The sequence below is a fragment of the Bartonella sp. HY761 genome, from assembly GCF_026743145.1.
In the GTDB taxonomy this organism is placed as follows: Bacteria; Pseudomonadota; Alphaproteobacteria; order Rhizobiales; family Rhizobiaceae; genus HY038.
In genome coordinates this window covers 1,669,760-1,689,294 of record NZ_CP104887.1, presented here as the reverse complement: position 1 = coordinate 1,689,294, position 19,535 = coordinate 1,669,760, and the positions used below count along the sequence as shown (strand labels likewise).

20 protein-coding genes are annotated in these 19,535 nt (G+C 39.9%); 12 read left to right on the top strand and 8 right to left on the bottom strand.

The annotated features are described in order from the left end of the window. The first annotated feature begins 9 nt into the window (after positions 1-9). The 7 genes from rplF (at position 10) to N6A79_RS15895 (ending at position 4,771) form a co-directional block, all read left to right on the top strand. Positions 10-543, top strand: coding sequence for a 50S ribosomal protein L6 (gene rplF, locus N6A79_RS07225; protein WP_182419517.1), 534 nt, complete (start codon positions 10-12; stop codon positions 541-543). A 12-nt stretch (positions 544-555) separates the two neighbouring features. Then, positions 556-918 carry a 50S ribosomal protein L18 gene (gene rplR / locus N6A79_RS07220; RefSeq protein WP_182419516.1) on the top strand — a complete coding sequence of 121 codons (363 nt, stop codon included), beginning with the start codon at positions 556-558 and terminating at the stop codon, positions 916-918. A 157-nt stretch (positions 919-1,075) separates the two neighbouring features. Further along, positions 1,076-1,621, top strand: a complete 546-nt coding sequence (gene rpsE / locus N6A79_RS07215; RefSeq protein WP_182419515.1) for a 30S ribosomal protein S5 — start codon at positions 1,076-1,078, stop codon at positions 1,619-1,621. Positions 1,622-1,654: 33 nt separating this feature from the next. Further along, the gene (gene rpmD, locus N6A79_RS07210) at positions 1,655-1,861 is read left to right on the top strand and encodes a 50S ribosomal protein L30 (protein ID WP_182419514.1); all 207 of its coding nucleotides are present in this window, start codon (positions 1,655-1,657) and stop codon (positions 1,859-1,861) included. 21 nt (positions 1,862-1,882) lie between these two features. Next, positions 1,883-2,353 (top strand): 50S ribosomal protein L15, encoded by a 471-nt coding sequence (gene rplO / locus N6A79_RS07205; RefSeq protein ID WP_182419513.1) that lies wholly within the window; start codon positions 1,883-1,885, stop codon positions 2,351-2,353. A 699-nt stretch (positions 2,354-3,052) separates the two neighbouring features. Beyond that, positions 3,053-3,823 (top strand): DUF4424 family protein, encoded by a 771-nt coding sequence (locus tag N6A79_RS07200; RefSeq protein ID WP_268547520.1) that lies wholly within the window; start codon positions 3,053-3,055, stop codon positions 3,821-3,823. Positions 3,824-4,462: 639 nt separating this feature from the next. Beyond that, entirely contained in the window at positions 4,463-4,771 is a 309-nt protein-coding gene (locus N6A79_RS15895) for a DUF2645 family protein (RefSeq protein WP_442784262.1), read from the top strand. Between the two features lie 154 nt (positions 4,772-4,925). Here N6A79_RS15895 and N6A79_RS07195 read toward each other — a convergent pair whose 3' ends face one another. Then, the gene (locus N6A79_RS07195; RefSeq protein WP_268547519.1) at positions 4,926-5,951 is read right to left on the bottom strand and encodes a YeiH family protein; all 1,026 of its coding nucleotides are present in this window, start codon (positions 5,949-5,951) and stop codon (positions 4,926-4,928) included. 111 nt (positions 5,952-6,062) lie between these two features. Here N6A79_RS07195 and N6A79_RS07190 point away from each other — a divergent pair, with 111 nt between their 5' ends. After that, entirely contained in the window at positions 6,063-6,974 is a 912-nt protein-coding gene (locus N6A79_RS07190; protein ID WP_268547518.1) for a LysR substrate-binding domain-containing protein, read from the top strand. A 295-nt stretch (positions 6,975-7,269) separates the two neighbouring features. Beyond that, positions 7,270-7,752, top strand: coding sequence for a hypothetical protein (locus N6A79_RS07185; RefSeq protein ID WP_268547517.1), 483 nt, complete (start codon positions 7,270-7,272; stop codon positions 7,750-7,752). An 87-nt stretch (positions 7,753-7,839) separates the two neighbouring features. Here the strand turns inward: N6A79_RS07185 and N6A79_RS07180 are convergent, their stop codons facing one another. The 6 genes from N6A79_RS07180 to N6A79_RS07155 all read right to left on the bottom strand — a co-directional run bounded on the left by N6A79_RS07180 (position 7,840) and on the right by N6A79_RS07155 (position 15,111). Beyond that, complete coding sequence (locus N6A79_RS07180; RefSeq protein ID WP_268547516.1) at positions 7,840-8,394, bottom strand: NADPH-dependent FMN reductase; 555 nt, start codon at positions 8,392-8,394, stop codon at positions 7,840-7,842. Between the two features lie 109 nt (positions 8,395-8,503). Beyond that, a complete protein-coding gene (gene uvrC / locus N6A79_RS07175) occupies positions 8,504-10,453 on the bottom strand; it encodes an excinuclease ABC subunit UvrC (RefSeq protein WP_268547563.1) in 1,950 nt (649 codons plus the stop codon). Positions 10,454-10,575: 122 nt separating this feature from the next. Next, positions 10,576-11,337 carry an SDR family oxidoreductase gene (locus N6A79_RS07170; protein WP_268547515.1) on the bottom strand — a complete coding sequence of 254 codons (762 nt, stop codon included), beginning with the start codon at positions 11,335-11,337 and terminating at the stop codon, positions 10,576-10,578. A 296-nt stretch (positions 11,338-11,633) separates the two neighbouring features. Next, a complete protein-coding gene (locus N6A79_RS07165) occupies positions 11,634-12,173 on the bottom strand; it encodes a DUF1254 domain-containing protein (protein ID WP_268547514.1) in 540 nt (179 codons plus the stop codon). Then, positions 12,166-12,756, bottom strand: coding sequence for a DUF1214 domain-containing protein (locus N6A79_RS07160; protein ID WP_268547513.1), 591 nt, complete (start codon positions 12,754-12,756; stop codon positions 12,166-12,168). The genes N6A79_RS07165 and N6A79_RS07160 overlap by 8 nt, the downstream gene beginning before the upstream one ends. Before the next feature lie 171 nt (positions 12,757-12,927). Then, a complete protein-coding gene (locus tag N6A79_RS07155; protein ID WP_442784261.1) occupies positions 12,928-15,111 on the bottom strand; it encodes a transglycosylase domain-containing protein in 2,184 nt (727 codons plus the stop codon). Positions 15,112-15,582: 471 nt separating this feature from the next. Here N6A79_RS07155 and N6A79_RS07150 point away from each other — a divergent pair, with 471 nt between their 5' ends. The 3 genes from N6A79_RS07150 to N6A79_RS07140 all read left to right on the top strand — a co-directional run bounded on the left by N6A79_RS07150 (position 15,583) and on the right by N6A79_RS07140 (position 18,010). After that, positions 15,583-15,822: a hypothetical protein gene (locus N6A79_RS07150; RefSeq protein ID WP_326848771.1), complete on the top strand. Its 240-nt coding sequence runs from the start codon at positions 15,583-15,585 to the stop codon at positions 15,820-15,822. 65 nt (positions 15,823-15,887) lie between these two features. After that, complete coding sequence (locus tag N6A79_RS07145; protein WP_182419502.1) at positions 15,888-16,556, top strand: response regulator transcription factor; 669 nt, start codon at positions 15,888-15,890, stop codon at positions 16,554-16,556. A 131-nt stretch (positions 16,557-16,687) separates the two neighbouring features. Beyond that, entirely contained in the window at positions 16,688-18,010 is a 1,323-nt protein-coding gene (locus tag N6A79_RS07140; RefSeq protein WP_268547562.1) for an ATP-binding protein, read from the top strand. Between the two features lie 136 nt (positions 18,011-18,146). On the opposite strand, the gene N6A79_RS07135 is transcribed toward N6A79_RS07140, so the two are convergent. Continuing rightward, complete coding sequence (locus tag N6A79_RS07135) at positions 18,147-19,463, bottom strand: NtaA/DmoA family FMN-dependent monooxygenase (protein ID WP_268547511.1); 1,317 nt, start codon at positions 19,461-19,463, stop codon at positions 18,147-18,149. Positions 19,464-19,535: the final 72 nt, after the last annotated feature.

Genomic DNA, 19,535 nt, shown 5'->3' with positions numbered 1-19,535 from the left:
GGTTGAACAATGTCTCGTATTGGAAAAAAACCCGTTCAGGTTCCTGCTGGTGTAACCGCGACGGTCGATGGACAAGTTGTTAAGGCAAAAGGCGCTAAAGGCGAATTATCATTTGTTGTTAACGACGAAGTTCTAGTTAAGCTTGAAGATAATGCTTTAACTGTAACACCGCGTGATGCGTCCAAGGATGCCCGATCAAAATGGGGTATGTCCCGCACAATGCTTGTAAATATCTTGCAGGGTGTTAAGGACGGCTTCGAAAAGAAGCTAGAAATAAATGGTGTTGGTTATCGTGCTGCTATGCAGGGCAAAAACCTTCAGCTTTCTCTCGGCTTCAGCCATGAAGTTGTTTATGAAGTGCCCGCCGATATTACGGTGAGCGTTCCTAAGCCAACGGAAATTGTTGTTGTTGGTATAGATAAACAAAAGGTTGGACAAGTTGCTGCTGAGATCCGTGAATATCGCGGTCCAGAACCTTATAAAGGTAAAGGCATCAAATATGCTGGTGAGCGTATCGTCCGTAAAGAAGGCAAGAAGAAATAAGGAATCTGCGTTATGGCTTCGCGTAAAGAAGTTCTACAGCGTCGTGCTTATCGCATTCGCCGTCAGATTAAATTGGTCGCTAATGGCCGCTTACGGTTGAGTGTGCATCGCTCGAATCAGAATATTTATGCGCAGATCATTGATGATGTGCGCGGACATACAGTTGCTGCGGCATCTACACTTGATGGTGATTTAAAAGGCACTATCAAAGGTGGTGCAGATTGCAGCGCAGCGAGTGCAGTAGGCAAATTGATTGCTGAACGTGCTGCAAAAGCTGGTGTTAAGGAAGTTGTCTTTGATCGTGGTGCTTATATTTATCATGGTCGTATTAAGGCTCTTGCTGAAGCTGCCCGTGAAGGCGGTTTAAGCTTCTAATAATTCGAGGCGCCTTGCTTTTTGCTGGGCGCCTTAGATTTGTTCATATTGTTAGCTTATTGGGATTTCCCACTTATAAAGCTTACAGTGTGATTTTAGTTCCTTGTTAAATTACAAGGTTTGTATAGTGCTTCCGGAAAAGAAAAAGGAATTAGGAATGGCACAGAAAGAACGTAATCGCGAAGAACGTGATAGCGAGTTTGTTGATAAGCTCGTTCACATTAATCGTGTTGCTAAAGTTGTTAAAGGTGGTCGTCGTTTTGGTTTTGCCGCGCTTGTTGTTGTTGGCGATCAAAAGGGCCGCGTAGGCTTTGGCCATGGTAAAGCTCGCGAAGTACCTGAAGCAATTCGCAAAGCAACAGAAGCTGCAAAGCGTGAAATGATTTTTGTTCCACTTCGCTCAGGTCGTACCCTTCATCACGATGTTGAAGGTCGTCATGGCGCAGGTAAAGTATTGTTGCGCAGTGCATCAGCTGGTACTGGTATCATTGCAGGTGGTCCAATGCGTGCAGTGTTTGAAACACTTGGCATGCAAGACGTTGTTGCTAAGTCGCTTGGTTCTTCAAATCCATACAACATGGTTCGTGCGACATTTGATGCTTTGAAGCGCCAGATGCATCCTAAGGATGTAGCTGCGCAGCGCGGCGTTAAGTATTCGACTTTGCAAGCACGTCGCCAAAGTCTTGTTGGTACAGAAGAATAATAGCCTTACGGCTTGATAAAAAGGAATAGTACAATGGCTGAGAAAAAATCTCAGAACGGCAAGACGGTAACGGTTGAACAAACTGGTAGCCCAATCCGCCGTCCGGCTGAACAACGTGCAACGTTGATTGGTCTTGGTCTTAATAAAATGCACCGTCGTCGTACATTGCAGGATACCCCTGCAGTACGTGGTATGATTGCCAAGGTTCAACATCTCGTCCGCGTAGTGGATGAGGCTTGATAACAAGGGCAGGAGATAGTTATGAAACTTAATGAATTACGCGACGTAGATGGCGCGACTAAAGCCCGTAAGCGCCTTGGCCGTGGTATCGGTTCTGGTTCTGGTAAAACAGCTGGACGCGGTGTTAAAGGTCAAAAGTCGCGCTCAGGTGTAGCGATCAATGGTTTTGAAGGCGGTCAGATGCCTATTTACCGTCGTTTACCAAAGCGCGGTTTTAATAATATTTTTGCTAAAGACTTCAATGTTGTTTCACTTGGTCGCGTTCAAACTGCGATTGATGCAGGCAAACTTGATGGCAAGCAAGCTGTAACTGTAGAAGCTTTAAAAGCTGCCGGTGTTCTTCGCCGCGTTAAAGACGGTGTTCGTCTTGTTGCTGATGGTGAATTGACTGGCAAAGTTGCTTTTGAAATTGCTGGCGCTTCTAAATCCGCTATTGAAAAAGTTGAAAAGGCTGGCGGCTCCGTTAAGCTATTATCAGCAGTTGCTGAGTAAACTTTATAAATGTAATTTTTGAAAGCCGGGTGTTTTTCACCCGGCTTTTTTCGTTATCGTTAGCGCTATAATGTCGTTCTTTTGGATTACTAAGTTTAGGCGGTGATTAATAGAATTTATTAGAATAACGCTTAAACTATTTATAGTCATTAAATCCGTACTTTTTCTAGTTTGGATAGGCGTGTTCTTTTATTTATGTTGTTGCTGAGCGGTTTACCGCCGGTAATAATAGATAATATTTTAAATCAAAGAAATTTTACACAACCTAAATTATTTAAACTCGGTCTCTGAAACTTTTCTGCCGTATATCTGGTGGGTGCTTGGAAAATAATTTTTACTTTGTTTTTCAGTAAAACCCATTGTCATTGATTTTATCTAACGTATAAGATTGTTGATCTATCTTCGCCGAAAATATTATAAATTCACTTAAATGAAATTAGGGGTGTAGAATTTTACTTTGGTGGATTTGCAACAAAAAGGTATCATCGCAGTTTGATCAAACTTACAAGATTTTTTGCTTTTTAACTATGTGAAAAAGGCTTATACTTTTTGAACGATTAGTTTTGCTGTTGGCAATTGGTTTGCTACTGTTTAAAAATGATCTATGTTGGCTTTTTTAGCAATTAGCGGCGAATTGTTTTTTTTATGATTAGATACGTATTTTAATTTTAATTATTAAGTAAAATTGGAGTGGGGGATTTGAAGTCGTTAATTTTTGGCATTTTATTGCTTTTAATTCAGCCTTCTATTGTTTTGGCGTGGGGTGGTTATGCTGTCGGAGGCTTAACAATAACCGACAAAAAAAATATAGAGGTTGTATCGCAAGATCTTTATTTGTCTTTAGGATTGGTAAAGAGCGACTATATATTTAAGAACACGGGAAATAATGATATTTTGACTGATGTTAAATTTATCTTACCATCTGTAGATCAATATCCTGATCTTGATGAAAGTCACCCCGGTAATTTTCGTTTTTTTCATAATAATACTGAAATTTTTCCGTCTTTTACAACTATCAACGTTGATGAGGCTGAAGGGGCTTGTGTGGATGGCAATGATGATTGCTTAGAGCAGACCACCTATTTTTGGTCTCATCGTTTTAGACCAGGTAAAGAGGTGAAAATCACTTTACAATATGAACCTGCAGTTGCAGGCGATTTCGGCGGATTTAATGATACTGAAAATGAGTATTGCGTAAAAGACGATTATCTACCGGCAATTAAAAAGAGACATCAAAATGGGTTTACGTTTTGGATGGATCATTTTTTAACTTTTTCACCTGCAAACAATTTAGGTAAAGTGAAAAATTTTCGCTTGGTTGTAGATAAGGGAGATGCAAACTCTTTGATTAGTTTTTGTGGTGAAAATGTAAAAAAGATTTCGCCTACAAAATTTGAAATGCTAAAAACAGATTACCTACCCCCCGAAAGCTTTGAAATACTTTGGTCAACGGGATTTACTAAGCAATAAGTTGCCGATTGGTCTATCTGAAGTTTAGGGTACAAATAATTGATTAATTGTGAGTTTTCGCAAGTCTGTTAGGCTAGATATCACAAGCCAGTCTGATTACCTTATGTTACAATGCTTTTATCCTAACATAAGTTTCACGTTGCAAAATTCATTATAAAAGTTCGTTTTAGCGAATTAGCTCATTGTTCGAAAGATTTTTGCATAAGAATTATCGTTATCGTCAATGTTCGTAATGAGCAAAATTTGGTTTAAGGTAGTCTTTGGGCAATATATTGCTCCAACATATAGTTGGTATAGATATGAGCCTTATAAGCCTTGCGGGATTAGTGATATGTTTGAAAGAGCGTCACATAAAAAATTACCCTATTTCGGAAATTTCTTGTGAACGTTCTTTGCGGGGAAACAGTAATCGCGGCTGTCAATGCAGCATTTGCAATCTCTGCATATCTTTTTATCTGTGGTGTTACATAACTAAACTTTGTTGACGAGGGGATGATTTGCCTGCCGCTGCTATTTTAATATTTTTAGCTTTAATTGATGATTAAAGAAAAAAATTTAATGATGAGATTTTCATTGGAGCCTTAGAAATGAGACCGGTAGTAATTTTATATTTTAAAAATAAATTGTATTGCGGAGGTTTTGTTGCGTAATATATTTAGCCCTGTTTATATTATTTATTATTTATTATCTATCGTTGTTTTTTTATTCGTTTATTTTTCATCCGTTCATGATTATGAGTGGATGTTAGCCCAAGGGGACATTGAATCGTTTCGAGGTTTACCTTTAACTGATAATATTTCTAAAGAAATGATGATCCTTTTCTGCCCGTTGTTTTTGCTGTTAATAGTAATTTTTAGGAAAAAAATTAAAATTTATCATTTTACTGTTTTAGTCTTCATTTTTATATTCATGATTTATAGATTTTATTCGCGGATTTATTTTGAATAAAGGTAATGTAATTTTTGCTAAAAGAGCGCTAAAGCGCGTATTCTGAATGTTAAAGCCGTGACGTACTCTAAATTTTTTATTTTTTGCATTGTCCAGATGAAATGGTTGATCTAACCTTTGCTAGAAAAGCTCTAACTTAATTATAAAGTGCGTTTCATAAAACATAAAATATAAAGATCATTGCCAAGGTGCAAAGAGCGATAAGCGATAAAAATGCTGCTAAAATAACACGCGCACCAGAACGGGCGAGGGCACGAATATCCACACCAAGGCCCAAGGCTGCCATTGAAATATTAGTCAAGATGACGGTTGTCATATTGATAGGTGTAAGGGCAGCATTTGGTATGAATCCTAATGAGCGAAAAATGGCGAGCGCTACAAAGCCAATAATGAACCACGGCACCATGCGGGATAAGGGAGTTTTCTCAGCTTGGCTGCTGCCCTTAATAAGGCTGATTATAAAAATAACAGGTCCAAGCATAAGCACACGAATAAGCTTTACAATAGTACCGGTTTGTACGGAAACAGCAGAAATCGGTGCTGTTGCTGCGAGGACCTGTGGTACAGCATAAACAGTCATGCCAGCAAAAATACCATATTGATAGTTATTAAAGCCAAAAATTGGTACGAGTAAAGGTAGGCATAAGACAGCTATAACACCAAGCACTGCGGTAAATGCAATAGAAGGGGCAACATCATCACTTTTGGCCCCAATTACTGGTGCAACAGCCGCAATTGCAGAATTACCGCAGATGGAGTTACCGCAAGCGAGTAGAAGTGATATGGTTGATGACAGTTTTAGTGCACGGGCAATACAATATGAAATACAAATGGACAAGAAAACAATAATGGCAACGCTAGCAAGAACCGGTAATCCGCTTTGCATGATAATGGTGGTCGAAATAGAAGCCCCTAATAGCATCACCGCAAGTTCAAGCAAAAAATGAGCCGAAAAACCGATGCCTTCATCAAAGCGCCTAAAGGCAGGAAACTGCACCGAACCAAATATGCTACGGCAAATAACGCCTAAAATAATTGCCAATACCAGTGCTTCTGGAAAGTAATGGCCAAAAAATAATTGTCCAACAGCTTGAAGGCCAAAGCTTGCAGCAGAAATAACGCCGCATAATGCAATGCCGGGGAAAAAACGGAATAATAAGTCTGTAGGTGAATTTTTCATGATAGATACTGCTTTTAAAAATTTTTTATTTATCCCTATCAATATAGAAAATAATCATTTCGTCCATTTTAAAATATAGTATAGATTGTTAAATTTAATTGAACGGTTGTCATGATAACATTAGAGCAATTACGCATTTTTGTAGCTGTTGCCGAACGAGAGCATTTAACCCAAGCTGCAACTTCATTGCGGTTAACGCCGTCGGCCTTATCAACCTCTATCCACAATTTGGAAGACAATTTTAATTTGGCGTTGTTTTATCGTGTAGGTAGGCAAATTAAACTATCTGAAGCTGGTAAGGTTTTTCTGGAGGAGGCGCGCGCAACTTTGCAGCGTGCCGCTATGACTGAACGAATATTAGAAGAGCTATCTGGTTTGAGCCGTGGTAGTTTGACGCTTTATGCCAGTCATACAATTGCTAATTATTGGTTGCCATCAATATTATCTTCTTTCAATGATGAATATCCTGCTGTTACGATTGATCTTACTATTGTTAATAGCGATAAGGTTGCTCGTGCTGTGCAAGAAGGCATTTGTGATATTGGGTTTATTGAAACCGATCTACAATTTAGTGGCCTACAACGTAAACAGATCATGGATGATCAATTATTAGTTGTAACATCTCCGCGCCTTGCCAGTGTATTTAATTTTAAATTTGATAATAGAAGTAAGGATATCAACTATAAACTTTATGAGTTAAACTGGATTATGCGCGAGGAGGGCTCTGGTACAAGAAGTAGTTTTTATCAAGCTATTGAGGCGGCCGGCTTAGATGCTAGTAGAATTAGGGTGAAATTCACCTTGCCATCAAATGAGGCGGTGCTTAGTGCTGTCTTGTCGGGTAATTATGCAGCCCCTTTATCACAATTGGTAGTTCAACATTATATTAAAACTAATAGTTTGGAAGTTCTTCCGTTTAAATTGCAGAAGCGACCTTTTTCAATTTTGTGCAATAAGGCTCGTTATCAAAGTCCTGCTATGCTACGTTTTTTAGAAAATATTACACCTTTGAAACACTGCTGACTGAGATTGTGTAACTGCATTTAAAGGTTCAAAATATATAGTCTTTTATAAGTGACTGCCCAAAATTTGTTGCTGAGATATATTATGATCATGTAATTTGGTGAGCTACTCACCTTGCCGATATTGGCTAAAATATTGGTACACCTTTAAATATTGAGTATGATTATAATCTATATTTTATATTCAGTAATAAAAAGGCTTGAAATTGAATATAACATTTATTAAGTTGTGAAATAATAATATATATATTGAAAAAATATAATATGTGTAAAGCGTTTTAGCGTATAGGGGTGTTATGCCGTTATTATTATTTGTTCTTTTATTAGGAATTTTGTTCGGTGCTTATCATTATAACAAAAATAAAAATAAGCCTTCTCTTCCTCGCCAACCAATTGAAGATAAGCTATCTTCGCTTTTATCGGTCCAAGATGAACCTACTGTTTTAGCTGCACTGCTATGTTTAGCAAGCTTGTCTTATAAAGGTGGCGATAATGAATTGGGTAATATGATTGAAAGCGATATATTATTGCAGTTAACCGATAAAGTAAACGCCCGTTCTTCCTTGGTTGTAGCCGAAAATATCTATCTTAAACTTAATGACCGCTTATTTGTCATTGATGAAGTGTCAATGCTAGTTAATAAGCAAATATCTGCTAAGGATCGCCATCATCTATTTGTCCTTATTAATAACGTGCATAAAAAGATAGAGAGTGAGAACGGCGTTTCTTTCTATGTTAAACGATTAGAAAAGAAGTTAATTCCAAATGGTTCAGATTAGGACTAAAGTAAGTGCTTTATTAATAATTACCTAACGCCACGACTGAAACCTAATTTAATAGATCTATATAGAAATAAATGGCTAGAGCTATGCTTTGCTATAGATTTTGTTTATTTCGTTCATTGCTGCTGCAAGTTTTTCTCTATAATTAGCTAGATCTTGCGGGTAAGCATTGTTGCCAAGTTCTTTGCTAAAGTCAATTTCTGATAATTTAATTTCAATATTATCCATTGCAACGTGCATATGCACGCCTTGCAATACTTGTCTTAATTGGTTTGCTGCCTTGCCGCCGCCTTTATTGGCATAACTAATTATAAGCGCAGGCTTATTACCCCATTCATGGTAAAGGTGGTCTATCGCATTTTTCAATGCTGCTGGATAGCCCCAATTATATTGCGGAAATACAAATATATAAGCATCACCACTTGATATTTTTTCACTCCATAAACGTGTGTGGCAATTGAGATATATGCCCTCAGCGGGCAAATTAGGTTCGTCATCCATTGGCAAATTCCAATCTTTCAAATCAATAACCTCAGCTGAAAAATTGGCACTTATTTCATCTTTTACCCAGCTTGCAATTTGGGGGCCGATACGCCCTTTTCTCACACTGCCAATAATAATCTGTATCTGCATTTCCATGATTAATATTACCTTTAAGAATAAGTACTTCACTTTAAAAACATAAGTATTTTATTAAGAGTGAGATAGCCTGTAGGTGATAGAAAAAATTTTTACAAAACAATAAATATTATTTTTCATTAAAATGATCATTGATCAGTTTTGCCATAGATTGAGATATTCCTTCAACCCGCATAAGATCTTCAATCGCGGCACGTGATACTGCTTTTGCGGTGCCAAAATGGCTGAGTAGTGCGCGTTTGCGGGCAGGCCCAATACCTTCAATCTCATCAAGAGGATTTTTAATCATTTCCTTTTTACGTTTGGCGCGATGGCTACCAATAGCAAAACGGTGGGCTTCGTCTCGTAGTCTTTGTACAAAATATAAAACCGGATCACGCGGTGGTAGTGTAAATGATGGCTTGCCTTCCACAAAAAAACGTTCACGGCCAGCTTCTCGATCCATACCTTTAGCAACGCCGATAGCAATCACCACGTCATTTATTTCTAGTTCGCGCAATACTTCATGCACAACTTTCATTTGACCTTGTCCACCATCAATCAAAATAACATCTGGCCATGGCGGAAAACTATCATCATCCTGTGTGGTATTCTCGATGGGTAGTCCCTTTTCCTTCAATAGTCGAGAAAACCGGCGTTCCATCACTTCACGCATCATTCCGTAATCATCGCCTGGCGTGATGTCTTGCGATTTGATATTGAATTTACGATATTGATTTTTAACGAAACCTTCAGGGCCGGCAACAATCATGCCGCCAACGGCGTTGGTGCCCATAATATGTGAATTATCATATACCTCGATGCGTTTTGGCACATGGTCTAGTTTAAATGTCTCAGCAAATCCTTGTAACAATCGCGCTTGCGTTGATGTTTCTGCTAATCGCCGCCCTAGTGCTTCACGGGCATTGGTTAACGCATGATCTACCAGATCTTTTTTTTCGCCGCGCTGTGGTTGGGCTATCGTGATTTTTCGATTTGCTTTAAGGCTTAGGGCTTGGGAGAGAAGATCTTCCTCTTCAATCACTTCACTGGTTAAAATAAGGGATGGAATAGGCTTGTCGTCATAAAATTGTGCGATAAAAGCTGATAATATTTCACTTGTAGAAATGGATGGATCGGCTTTTGGAAAATAGGCGCGGTTACCCCAATTTTGGCCGGTTCGGAAGAAAAATACTTGAATACAGCTTTGCCCACCTTCAAAGTGTAAGGCAAATACATCAGCTTCATCAACCCCTTGCGGATTAATACCTTGATGGCCTTGAATATGGGCAAGGGCAGCAAGGCGGTCGCGATAAACAGCAGCATGCTCAAAATCCAACATTTGTGAGGCTTGCTGCATGGATTTCAGCATATCTTCTTTGACGGCATGGCTTTTACCTGAGAGAAAATCCTTAGCCTCTTTGACTAAAAGCGCATAATCACTTTCAGATATTTCATGGGTACATGGGCCTGAACAGCGTTTGATTTGATATAACAGACAAGGGCGGGTGCGCGTCTCTAATACTGAATCAGTGCAAGTGCGCAGTAAAAAAGCTCGCTGTAAACTGTTTATCGTATGGTTTACCGCCCCTGCTGAGGCAAAAGGTCCAAAATAATCGCCCTTTTGGCTGCGTGCACCACGATGCTTAAATAAGCCAGGGGCTCGATGATTTTTAGTGAGAACAATATAAGGAAAGGACTTATCATCTCGAAGTAAAACATTATATCTTGGACGTAACCTTTTGATAAGGTTAGCTTCTAATAAAAGTGCCTCCGTCTCTGTATTCGTGACCACGAATTCCATATTGCAGGTCGCGCGGATCATGCGGCTAATACGATTAGAATGACCTGTCGGGCGTGTATAATTGGAGACGCGTTTTTTTAAATTGCGGGCTTTACCAACGTAAAGTACCTCATCATTTTTATCAAACATACGATAAACACCTGCCTTGTTGGGTAAGCGTTTAACGAAAGCAGCAATAAGCTCCGCGCCTGTTAGACCATCGCTATCGCGTTCCTCGCCAGAATTTTCCCATTCTATAGCTTGGATTGATCCGTCTTGTTCTTCAAGCAATTGCATATCGGTTGTGTTTGCATCATTGTTGTTAACTTGTGCATAATCTTGCCCTGCAAGATCATTATCAGCAGGGTCCTGAAGTCTTAACGACTCTATATCGCCATGAGGTTGCTTTTTTAGCTCGTTCATTCAATTTGGCCAATTATATCAGGAGTTTGCCAAGCAAGATGCTGGCCGCCGTCAAGAGCAATCATTTGCCCTGTAATCGAATGATTTTGCCACAAATAACGTATGGTTGCACCAAATTCAGATATTTTCGGTCCATGCTCTAACAAAAGGGAATGGCATTGCTTGTCAAAGTCTTCTTCGCTTTGACGTGGACTTTTGAGGCTGGGTCCAGGGCCAATGGCATTGACTCTAATACGCGGTGCAAGTGCTTGCGCTAGGGTTTGGGTTGCCGTCCATAATGCTGCTTTAGATAGGGTATAGGAAATAAAATTGGGGTTGAGTTTTAATACCCTTTGATCGATCATGTTGATAATTAGTCCCTTTTGCTCATCCGCGAGCAAATTATGCATTGCATTGGCTAGCATAACAGGCACCTTGACATGTAGATTAAAATGATCGTTCCAGATTTTTTCGTTAAAATTACCAATACCGTCTTCTAAAAAAATTGAAGAGTTATTAACCAATAAGGTGACAGGCCCCATTTGATCATTAATTGCCTGCATGAATATATCTAAATTGGCGGTTAAAAGATCGCACTGAAATGATTTGGCTTGAAACCCTTCATGACGTAACTTGTTGACGAAACTTGCAGCTTGTTCTTGAGATCCATTGCAGTGTATTGCAACTTGAAAACCATGACGCGCAAGATCTTCTGCTATTGCAGCCCCAAGGCGTTTAGCGCCACCGGTAATGAGTGCCACGGGTTGGCTATTATTCATCAAGTGTCAATCTCTTTCACTTATAAGTTTATAAATATTTTTTAATCATATGTTTTCATTGTTTTTTATGAAAATAAAAAATCTCCAATATAGCGTGATAACATCATAAAACAGCTAATTGACCATCGATAAATTGGTTCTGGCCATGGCTCCAATTATTTTCAATACTAATATTGCTATATAGAGCGCATCGCACTTTTGTTCAACATCATTGCTTATCAATAAGGAACACATAGTCAAAATATAATGGCGTTTTTTACATCTCTACGTGTAGCCCAAAGCAGTTAGAGTGACGGCTAATTTATTATTTCATTACAGCTAGACGAGCCTAAAAATATGTCGATATTTTTTTGCCAATCTTCACTTGGCTGTAAAACACGCAGAATTGCAAATCCATGATCTAAATTTTGTTGAGTAAGGACTGGCTTTTTTGGCTTGTCAGCTATTGTTTGCCTATAGTCCATAATTTGAATTGGATCACCAAGAACAAGATCCAATATTTGGTCGGGAGAGGTCCGATCATTGATGCTGTAAAGATTATCACCTTTGTCATTATAGATAGAAAGTGACCAAAAGGCCACAACACCTTTTGCTTGAAAGTGAACGGGATTATTCGTTAAATCAAAATGACATAGGCGTAGCTTTGCAATTGGATCTGCACCTTGTACGATAGAGTTTTGGTTAGATAATGCAATAAACTGGTTGGCTGGTGCCAATTGTTTTATTTCATTCCAAAAAGCATCCTGCTCCAATGCCGGATATAAAAATAAAAGAGTAATATGGACAATAATTGTACCCAATATTGCCATAAGCGCAATATAAAAAACTCTAACCACAGCGCCCGTCCTGTATGCGTTCAATTTTTGGCAATATTGGATTGACTAACCCTGTTTCGGAAGCCACCGGAGTATCGTAAAGTGTCATCACAAGGCCATAGCGCTTATTTCGTGCCACATATAGCCAATTACCGGCCTTTGCCGTTGACGAGATTGCAATATCTATATCGCCATTACTTTCAAAAATAAGCGCATCGGAATTTAATTCGGCCAAATAAGGCGGTGACGCATTGAGTGGCTGTGCATTTTCATCAATCGCATAAAGGGTAAAGAACCGCAAGGAAGGCAATTGACCAATAATCCTATAATGACAATTAGAATTAAGTGGTTGGTCATTTTCGTCGCGCCAAGCATGAAAGGTCAACCCTTCAGCTCTTCCAAGTGTAAGGTTGTTTAGCGCTAAGCGATGTGCTTTGGCATAAGCGTCCGCTTCAATGGTTCCTGCAAGTGGTGCCGCATGCCAGCTACCAATTGAAAATTGTGAAAATCCACCAAAGTTTTTGAATATATATTCGCTGCCATAAAAGCCGCTTGGAATGGCGATTATAAGGGCAATGAAAACCGAAATAATATAGCGTAACATGAATACCAATGGTTTGAATAAAAGGCTTGCAAAATAGTCGAAATTAAAAAAATACTGCTATAAGTTTTTAATAAGTTTAACAGATCATACTATAATTCCTTGCATCATAAAAAACGCAAATACCATAATTTAAGATTAACTATCAAAAATAAAATTATTTTATAAAGTATTTTATCGTATTTGCTTGATGTCTGATGAAACAAGACGCGTACGGTCAATACTATTAAACGATGGAGGCGATGATAAAAGGCCATTAATTTCTTTTAATACTGCAATAGAAGCAGGCGCCAAAACCTGTGGTAGGTTAGCTGATGGCGATGGTTGTTCAATATTCGTCGCGATATTTTGATTGGACGAAATATTGGTTTCAACACCATAAAGAGGCTTTAATTCAATATTGTGATGGGCATATAACATCATGCGCTGCCAAATCATAGCCGGTACCACGCCGCCAGTTAATCTGCTCATCGGAGTAAAATTATCATTCCCCACCCATACCGCAGCCGAATAATTTCCCGTATAGCCGACAAACCATGCATCGCGATAATTTTGTGATGTACCGGTTTTGCCCGCAACCCGCGTCATCGGTAGGGCGGCACGGCGACCGGTTCCCCGTTCTGGTACTTGTACGAGCATCGAATTTATTGCTTGGGTGGCTTTTTCACTCATAACGCGGTGAGGTTTTTCGCCATCGCGTTGCCAATCCCATAAAATGCGGCCGTCTTCAGTCATGATTTGGGTAAAGCCATGACGGTTGCCTGCCATGCCGCCATTGGCAAAAACATTAAAGCCAGTGGCTTGATCAAGCGGTGTCATGCCAGAAGTGCCAAGAACCATAGTTTTATGCGAGCTAATGGGGGATTCAATTCCCATCGCTTCAACAAGATCAACAATTTCCTTAGTGGAACGATTAAGGTATTGATAGGTAATGCGCACCGGTACAGTGTTTAAAGACTTGACTAGCGCTGTTGCAAGATCTACGCGCCCAGCATAACCGCGGCCATAATTGCGTGGCTGCCATCCTGCCCAATTTATTGGCGCGTCTGAAATAACTGTTTGTGGCGTAAGACCATGCTCCATAGCTATTGCATAAACATAAGGCTTGAAGGATGAACCAGCTTGGCGCTGCGCATGGGCAGCACGGTTAAACTGGCTTTTGGCATAGTCAATGCCGCCAACCATTGCTCGCACAGAGCCATCATTTTCAATAATCACGGTTGATGCTTGTGTCGCGCGATACTGTTTACCATATTGAGCAATGTGATATTCAACTGATTCTTCTGCAGCTTTTTGTAAACCAAGATCAAGGGTCGTGCGCACAACAAGCATACGGCTTGATAATTTATCACCTATTTTTTGCACTTCGTCATAGATCCAATCAAGGAAATAGTCCGGTGAATCATTGTTAAGGCTAGCAACTACTGTTGCAGGGTGAAGACGCGCCGCTGCTACCTCACCATCACCCATAAAGCCAGCATCTACTAAATTGGATAAAACGACATTGGCACGGGCACGGGCGGCTGGCAAATTAATATGCGGGGCGTATTTTCCTGGCGCCTTGAAAAGCCCAGCAAGCATTGCAGCTTCTGAAAGGGTTACATCTCTTATATCTTTACCAAAATAATATTTTGCTGCTGATGCAATACCAAAATTGCCACCGCCCATATAGGCGCGATCAAGATAAAGCTGTAATATTTCGTTCTTGCTCAAATTAGCTTCTAGCCAAAGTGCTAAATATGCTTCTTTAACCTTGCGTTTGAAGGTCCGCTCATTGGATAGAAATACATTTTTGGCCAATTGTTGGGTGAGGGTGGAGCCGCCCTGAACTACACCATTTGCTCGCATATTTTGGCTAAGTGCACGCGAAAGCCCATAAAAATCTATGCCCCAATGCTCGAAAAAACGGCGATCTTCTGTGGCGAGAACTGCCTTTATAACGAAATCTGGCATGTCACCAATCGCAACATTTTCTGCATGCATTGCGCCACGTTGCCCAATTATATTATTATGGCGATCAAGCATTGTCATGGCAAATTCATCTGGTGCGCGCCAGTCGCCATCGGTGGCTTTATAGACTGAAAGCCCTAAAACAACAAATAATGTCAAACCAATGAGACCAAGTGTCATTGCTTCGTCAGCAAGTTCAACGAAAAACCGTTTTGTACCACGAACTCTGAATTTATTTGAAAATATTGAAAGTCGATCCCAAATTCGACCGAAAGAATAAGCAAATTTATATAATGCATTATCAACCCAAGCGTCTAAACCGATGAATAAAGGACTGCGAAAGCCTTTACCGGTTTTTGTACCCTTCGACTTTTCTTTCCGACCGAACATTATGCTGTGCCTGCCCATGGGTTAGATAGAGTAATTATATTGATTAAAATCCGCTATATTCTTATATTCTTTAACTAAACTTTCTGTAAAAGTTTGTAACCTTTCACCGTGTCCATTACAATCATTATCGTTAAAAATTGCTGATTGAGACTTAAAAAAATCGCAATTTGGTTAATGCTAATTATAGGAGAAGCTAATATAATTCGTGCAATTTTATAATGTTTTTTTGTGGTTGGCGTTGCTTAACCAAGACGGAGCAATCAAAATAAATGGATTTTAAGCTTTAGCCAGTCAGGTCTTGCACAAAAAGTGTAAATGGTTAAATCAATTGATTAATGTCATTTTCAAAAAAGTGATTCTACTTGCGAAAATATTATTAGTAGTTTCAATGTCTGAAGGCTAAGCGTTTTTCTATGCTGAATATTTACAAAGGGCAGTTGGTCGTTGTTCATGCAATATTCAGGTAAACTATATTAAAAGAGGGTCATGATGAAAAAACTTACATATTCAATTATCGCACTTGGTTTAACTAGCATTGGCATTTCTCCTGCTTTGGCAGCAGATTGTAATGCAGTGGGTCAAAAAATTGCCGATGAACAAGGTGGTCAGCTTTCTAAGGCGACACCAACCGTTCAAAATGGTAAAGATGTTTGCGTCGTGGTGGTTATCATTCGAGGTAAGGATGGAGAGCAGCCACGCCGTGTAGAAGTTGCAGTACCAGCTAATTAAAATTTATTTATTAAGCCATTTGAATTTTAGTTTGGTTGCTATTTTCTCTGAAATCGGATTTTTTAATGCGTATTTTAATTGTTGAAGATGATCGGGAATTGAACCGCCAGCTTGTGGAGGCAGTGACTGAAGCTGGCTATGTTGCTGATTGTGCTTTCGACGGTGAGGAAGGGCACTTCCTTGGTGATACAGAGCCCTATGATGCCGTTATTCTTGATATTGGCTTACCAATCAAGGACGGCATCAAGGTTTTGGAAGAGTGGCGAAAAGACGGGCATCGCATGCCGGTTTTATTATTGACGGCCCGTGATAGATGGTCTGATAAAGTTGCTGGTATTGATGCTGGCGCTGATGATTACGTTGCCAAGCCATTTCATATGGAAGAGGTTTTAGCTAGGTTGCGCGCTTTAATCAGGCGCTCTAGCGGTCACGCATCGAGCGAGTTTCATTGTGGTCCAGTTTTATTGGATACTAAGACTTCCAAAGTGACAGTTGACAACCAAATTATAAAACTTACCTCACATGAATATCGCTTGCTTGCTTATCTTATGCATCATGAAGGTGAGGTGATCTCGCGTACTGAATTGGTTGAGCATTTATATGATCAAGATTTTGATCGCGATTCCAATACTATTGAGGTTTTTGTTGGGCGTTTGCGTAAAAAGCTCGGTGTTGATGTTATTGAGACTATTCGTGGTATGGGCTATCGGTTAAAGAAGCCATCTGCTGTATAGTAAGTAGCTTATAGTTAATCTTTCCATTTGCTTTTTTATCGAGGAAAAAAATCACAAAAGGCGCTGTTTTGAATTTTTTCTCCAGAAGATCTTTTACCTTACGCTTGGGGTTGTTCTCAACCCTTTGGGTGATGGTGGCTTTGATAATTGTCGCCTTTACTGCATCAGCCCTTTATCGTGAAGCAAATGAACAAAGCTTTGAAGATTTGTTGTCTGCCCATTTATATTCACTTATCGGTTTTGTAGATGTTTCGCCGCAAGGTGTTTTGCGTGGTAAGCCAGAGCTTGGCGATATAAGATATACCGATGCAAATTCGGGTTGGTTTTGGGAAGTAACAGCTGTTTCTTCTAATTTGCGTGGCAGGTTGCAGTCCTATAGTAGTGGGGCTGGGCGTGTATTGTCACCTTCTGAAAGTGACGTGCCTTTTGATAGCCACTTTATGCGCTCTTATACTGCCAAAGGCTTTCAAGGGCAGGATGTATTGGTTGTAGAAGGCGATGTGCTACTTGATCAGGAAGATCGAGTGGCAAGGTTTCGGATCATTGGCAATCTTTATGAAGTTGAAAAACAATTTATAAAATTCCGCGATACAATGAGTGTTTATCTTGCTGGCCTTTGTATTGCCAGTATTATTATCAATGTTATTGTTATATTGCTTGGTCTTTCACCGCTCTTTAGGGTGCGTAAAACCTTAAAGGCTATTCGTACCGGTAAAGCAGATCGGCTTGATACAAATTTGCCGCTAGAAATTGCACCTCTTGCGCGTGAGATGAATGCGCTCATCGATAATAATCAACGTATTGTAGAGCGTTTTCGCACCCAAGTTGGTAATCTTGCTCATTCACTTAAGACCCCATTAGCTGTTTTAAGTAATGAATCAGAAAAAATTGGCGGTCAACAGGGTAAGATAATTCGGGAGCAAAGCTTGGCAATGCAAACACAGATTAGACATTATCTTGAACGAGCAAGAATTGCTGCTCAACGTGATAGTGTTGTTTATCGCACCGCCATTGTGCCTACATTAGAGCCGATTATTCGAGTTATGCGTAAACTTAATCCCGATAAGAAAATTGAAAGTTATTTTCCAGAAGAGCAAATTATTTTTGCCGGTGAAAAAGAAGATATTGAAGAAATTATTGGTAATCTTTTGGAAAATGCTGCCAAATGGGCGATGAATTTTATAAAAATTGAAGTAGCTCCACTACATCGTGATGATAAATCCCAAAAGAGGTTTTTAATTTGCATTGAAGATGATGGACCAGGGCTAAAGGACGATGACGTCAATGAAGCTTTAAAGCGGGGTAGGCGGTTAGATGAAACTGTTCCGGGTACCGGATTGGGCCTGTCTATTGTCGTTGATACGGTGCGAGAATATGGTGGCGAACTTAAACTTGATCGCTCTCAATTGGGGGGCTTGCGTATTCGCATTTATTTACCCGTGGCCGAAGATTAATCTCTCTTTATTGAAGTATAAATTGCCAAATTTTATAGGGATGCCTTGAAAAGGCTCCAGTCAAATGACAGGGAAAATTACGTCTAGATAGTGAGCACAGTCTTTCTCAATAGAACGTAATATAAATATTGTCCTATTATGCAGCCCTTGTTAACTCATAGTCAGGCAGATTGTATCGTTGCCGCAAAGTTTCGCCTGCAATGGGTGGTGTACGTAATCGGCGTTTTTCAAGGATGGGAATTACGGTTTTGCCAAACAGGTCCAGTTCGTCGGGCAATGTTGGAAAAATAACGTTAAAGCCATCGGCTCCTTCTTCATCAAACCATTTTTGCATGTCGTCAGCAATTTTATCAGGCGTGCCGATTGAAAGAAAATGACCGCGTGAACATAAAAAGCGAGCTTTGAATTCACGTAGGCTATAATTTTTTTGTCGTGCTTCTTTTAGCAAAAGCCTTGCGCGGTGCGAATTTTCTGGTTCATCTGCCTGATCTAGTAGAAATGTTGGTAACGGATCGTCAAGTTTATAGGAGGAGAGATCAATACCCAATATCTTGAATAGTTCATGCCAACCAAAATTTGCAGGGGCAAGGTCATTGAGTTTTGCAATTTTTTGCTCTGCCGCTTCGTAACTATCGCCAATAACCGGTACGATTCCTGGAAATACCAAAATTTTTTCTTTGCTTCGCCCTAATTGCAGTGCGCGTTGCTTTATATCCTTATAAAAGGATTTTGCATCATTGAGATCGGATTGTACTGTGAAGCATATGTCAGCATATTGACTGGCAAAATGTCGACCATGATCGGATATGCCCCCTTGCGTAAGTACAGGATGCCCTTGTGGAGGCGGCGGTACATTAAGTGGTCCAGAACTTCTTATGTAATGACCGCGATAATTGGCTTTTTCAACTGCACCCTCACTAAAGTAAATACCATTTTCTTTGTCCCCTATACGCGCATTTGGTTTCCAACTCGTCCATAGGTGTGATGTGGCCTCAACCACGTCACGTGCTCTTGCGTAGCGCTCTTCATGGGGAGCAAGCACATCTCGTCCAAAATTTTTAGCCTCTAACAAAGTTGATGAAGTAACTATGTTCCAACCTGCTCGACCATTGCTAATATGATCAAGAGACGCAAATCTGCGGGCTATGTGATAAGGGTGATCATAGGTCGTGGACGAAGTACCGATAAGGCCGATTGACTGGGTGATAGAGGCAATAGCCGATAAGATAAGAATAGGATCGAGTGAACCGATAATTTCTGCCGGAGAATTATGATGAAGAGCCAGTACATCACCAAAAAACAAGGCATCAAAACCATAGGTTTCAGCGTTCTTGGCTAGATTTTCCCAATAATTTAGCTTGGTGACCGCGAGTGGGTCACTATTAGGTAGCCGCCATGCCGATATATGGCTGCCTAACCCATAGATCATTGTATTGATATGCAAACGTCTCATGGCTTTATCTATCTCGAATTATTAGTTTAAAAAATAATGAGGCAAATTGTAAAATAATTCTTTTAGCGTTGG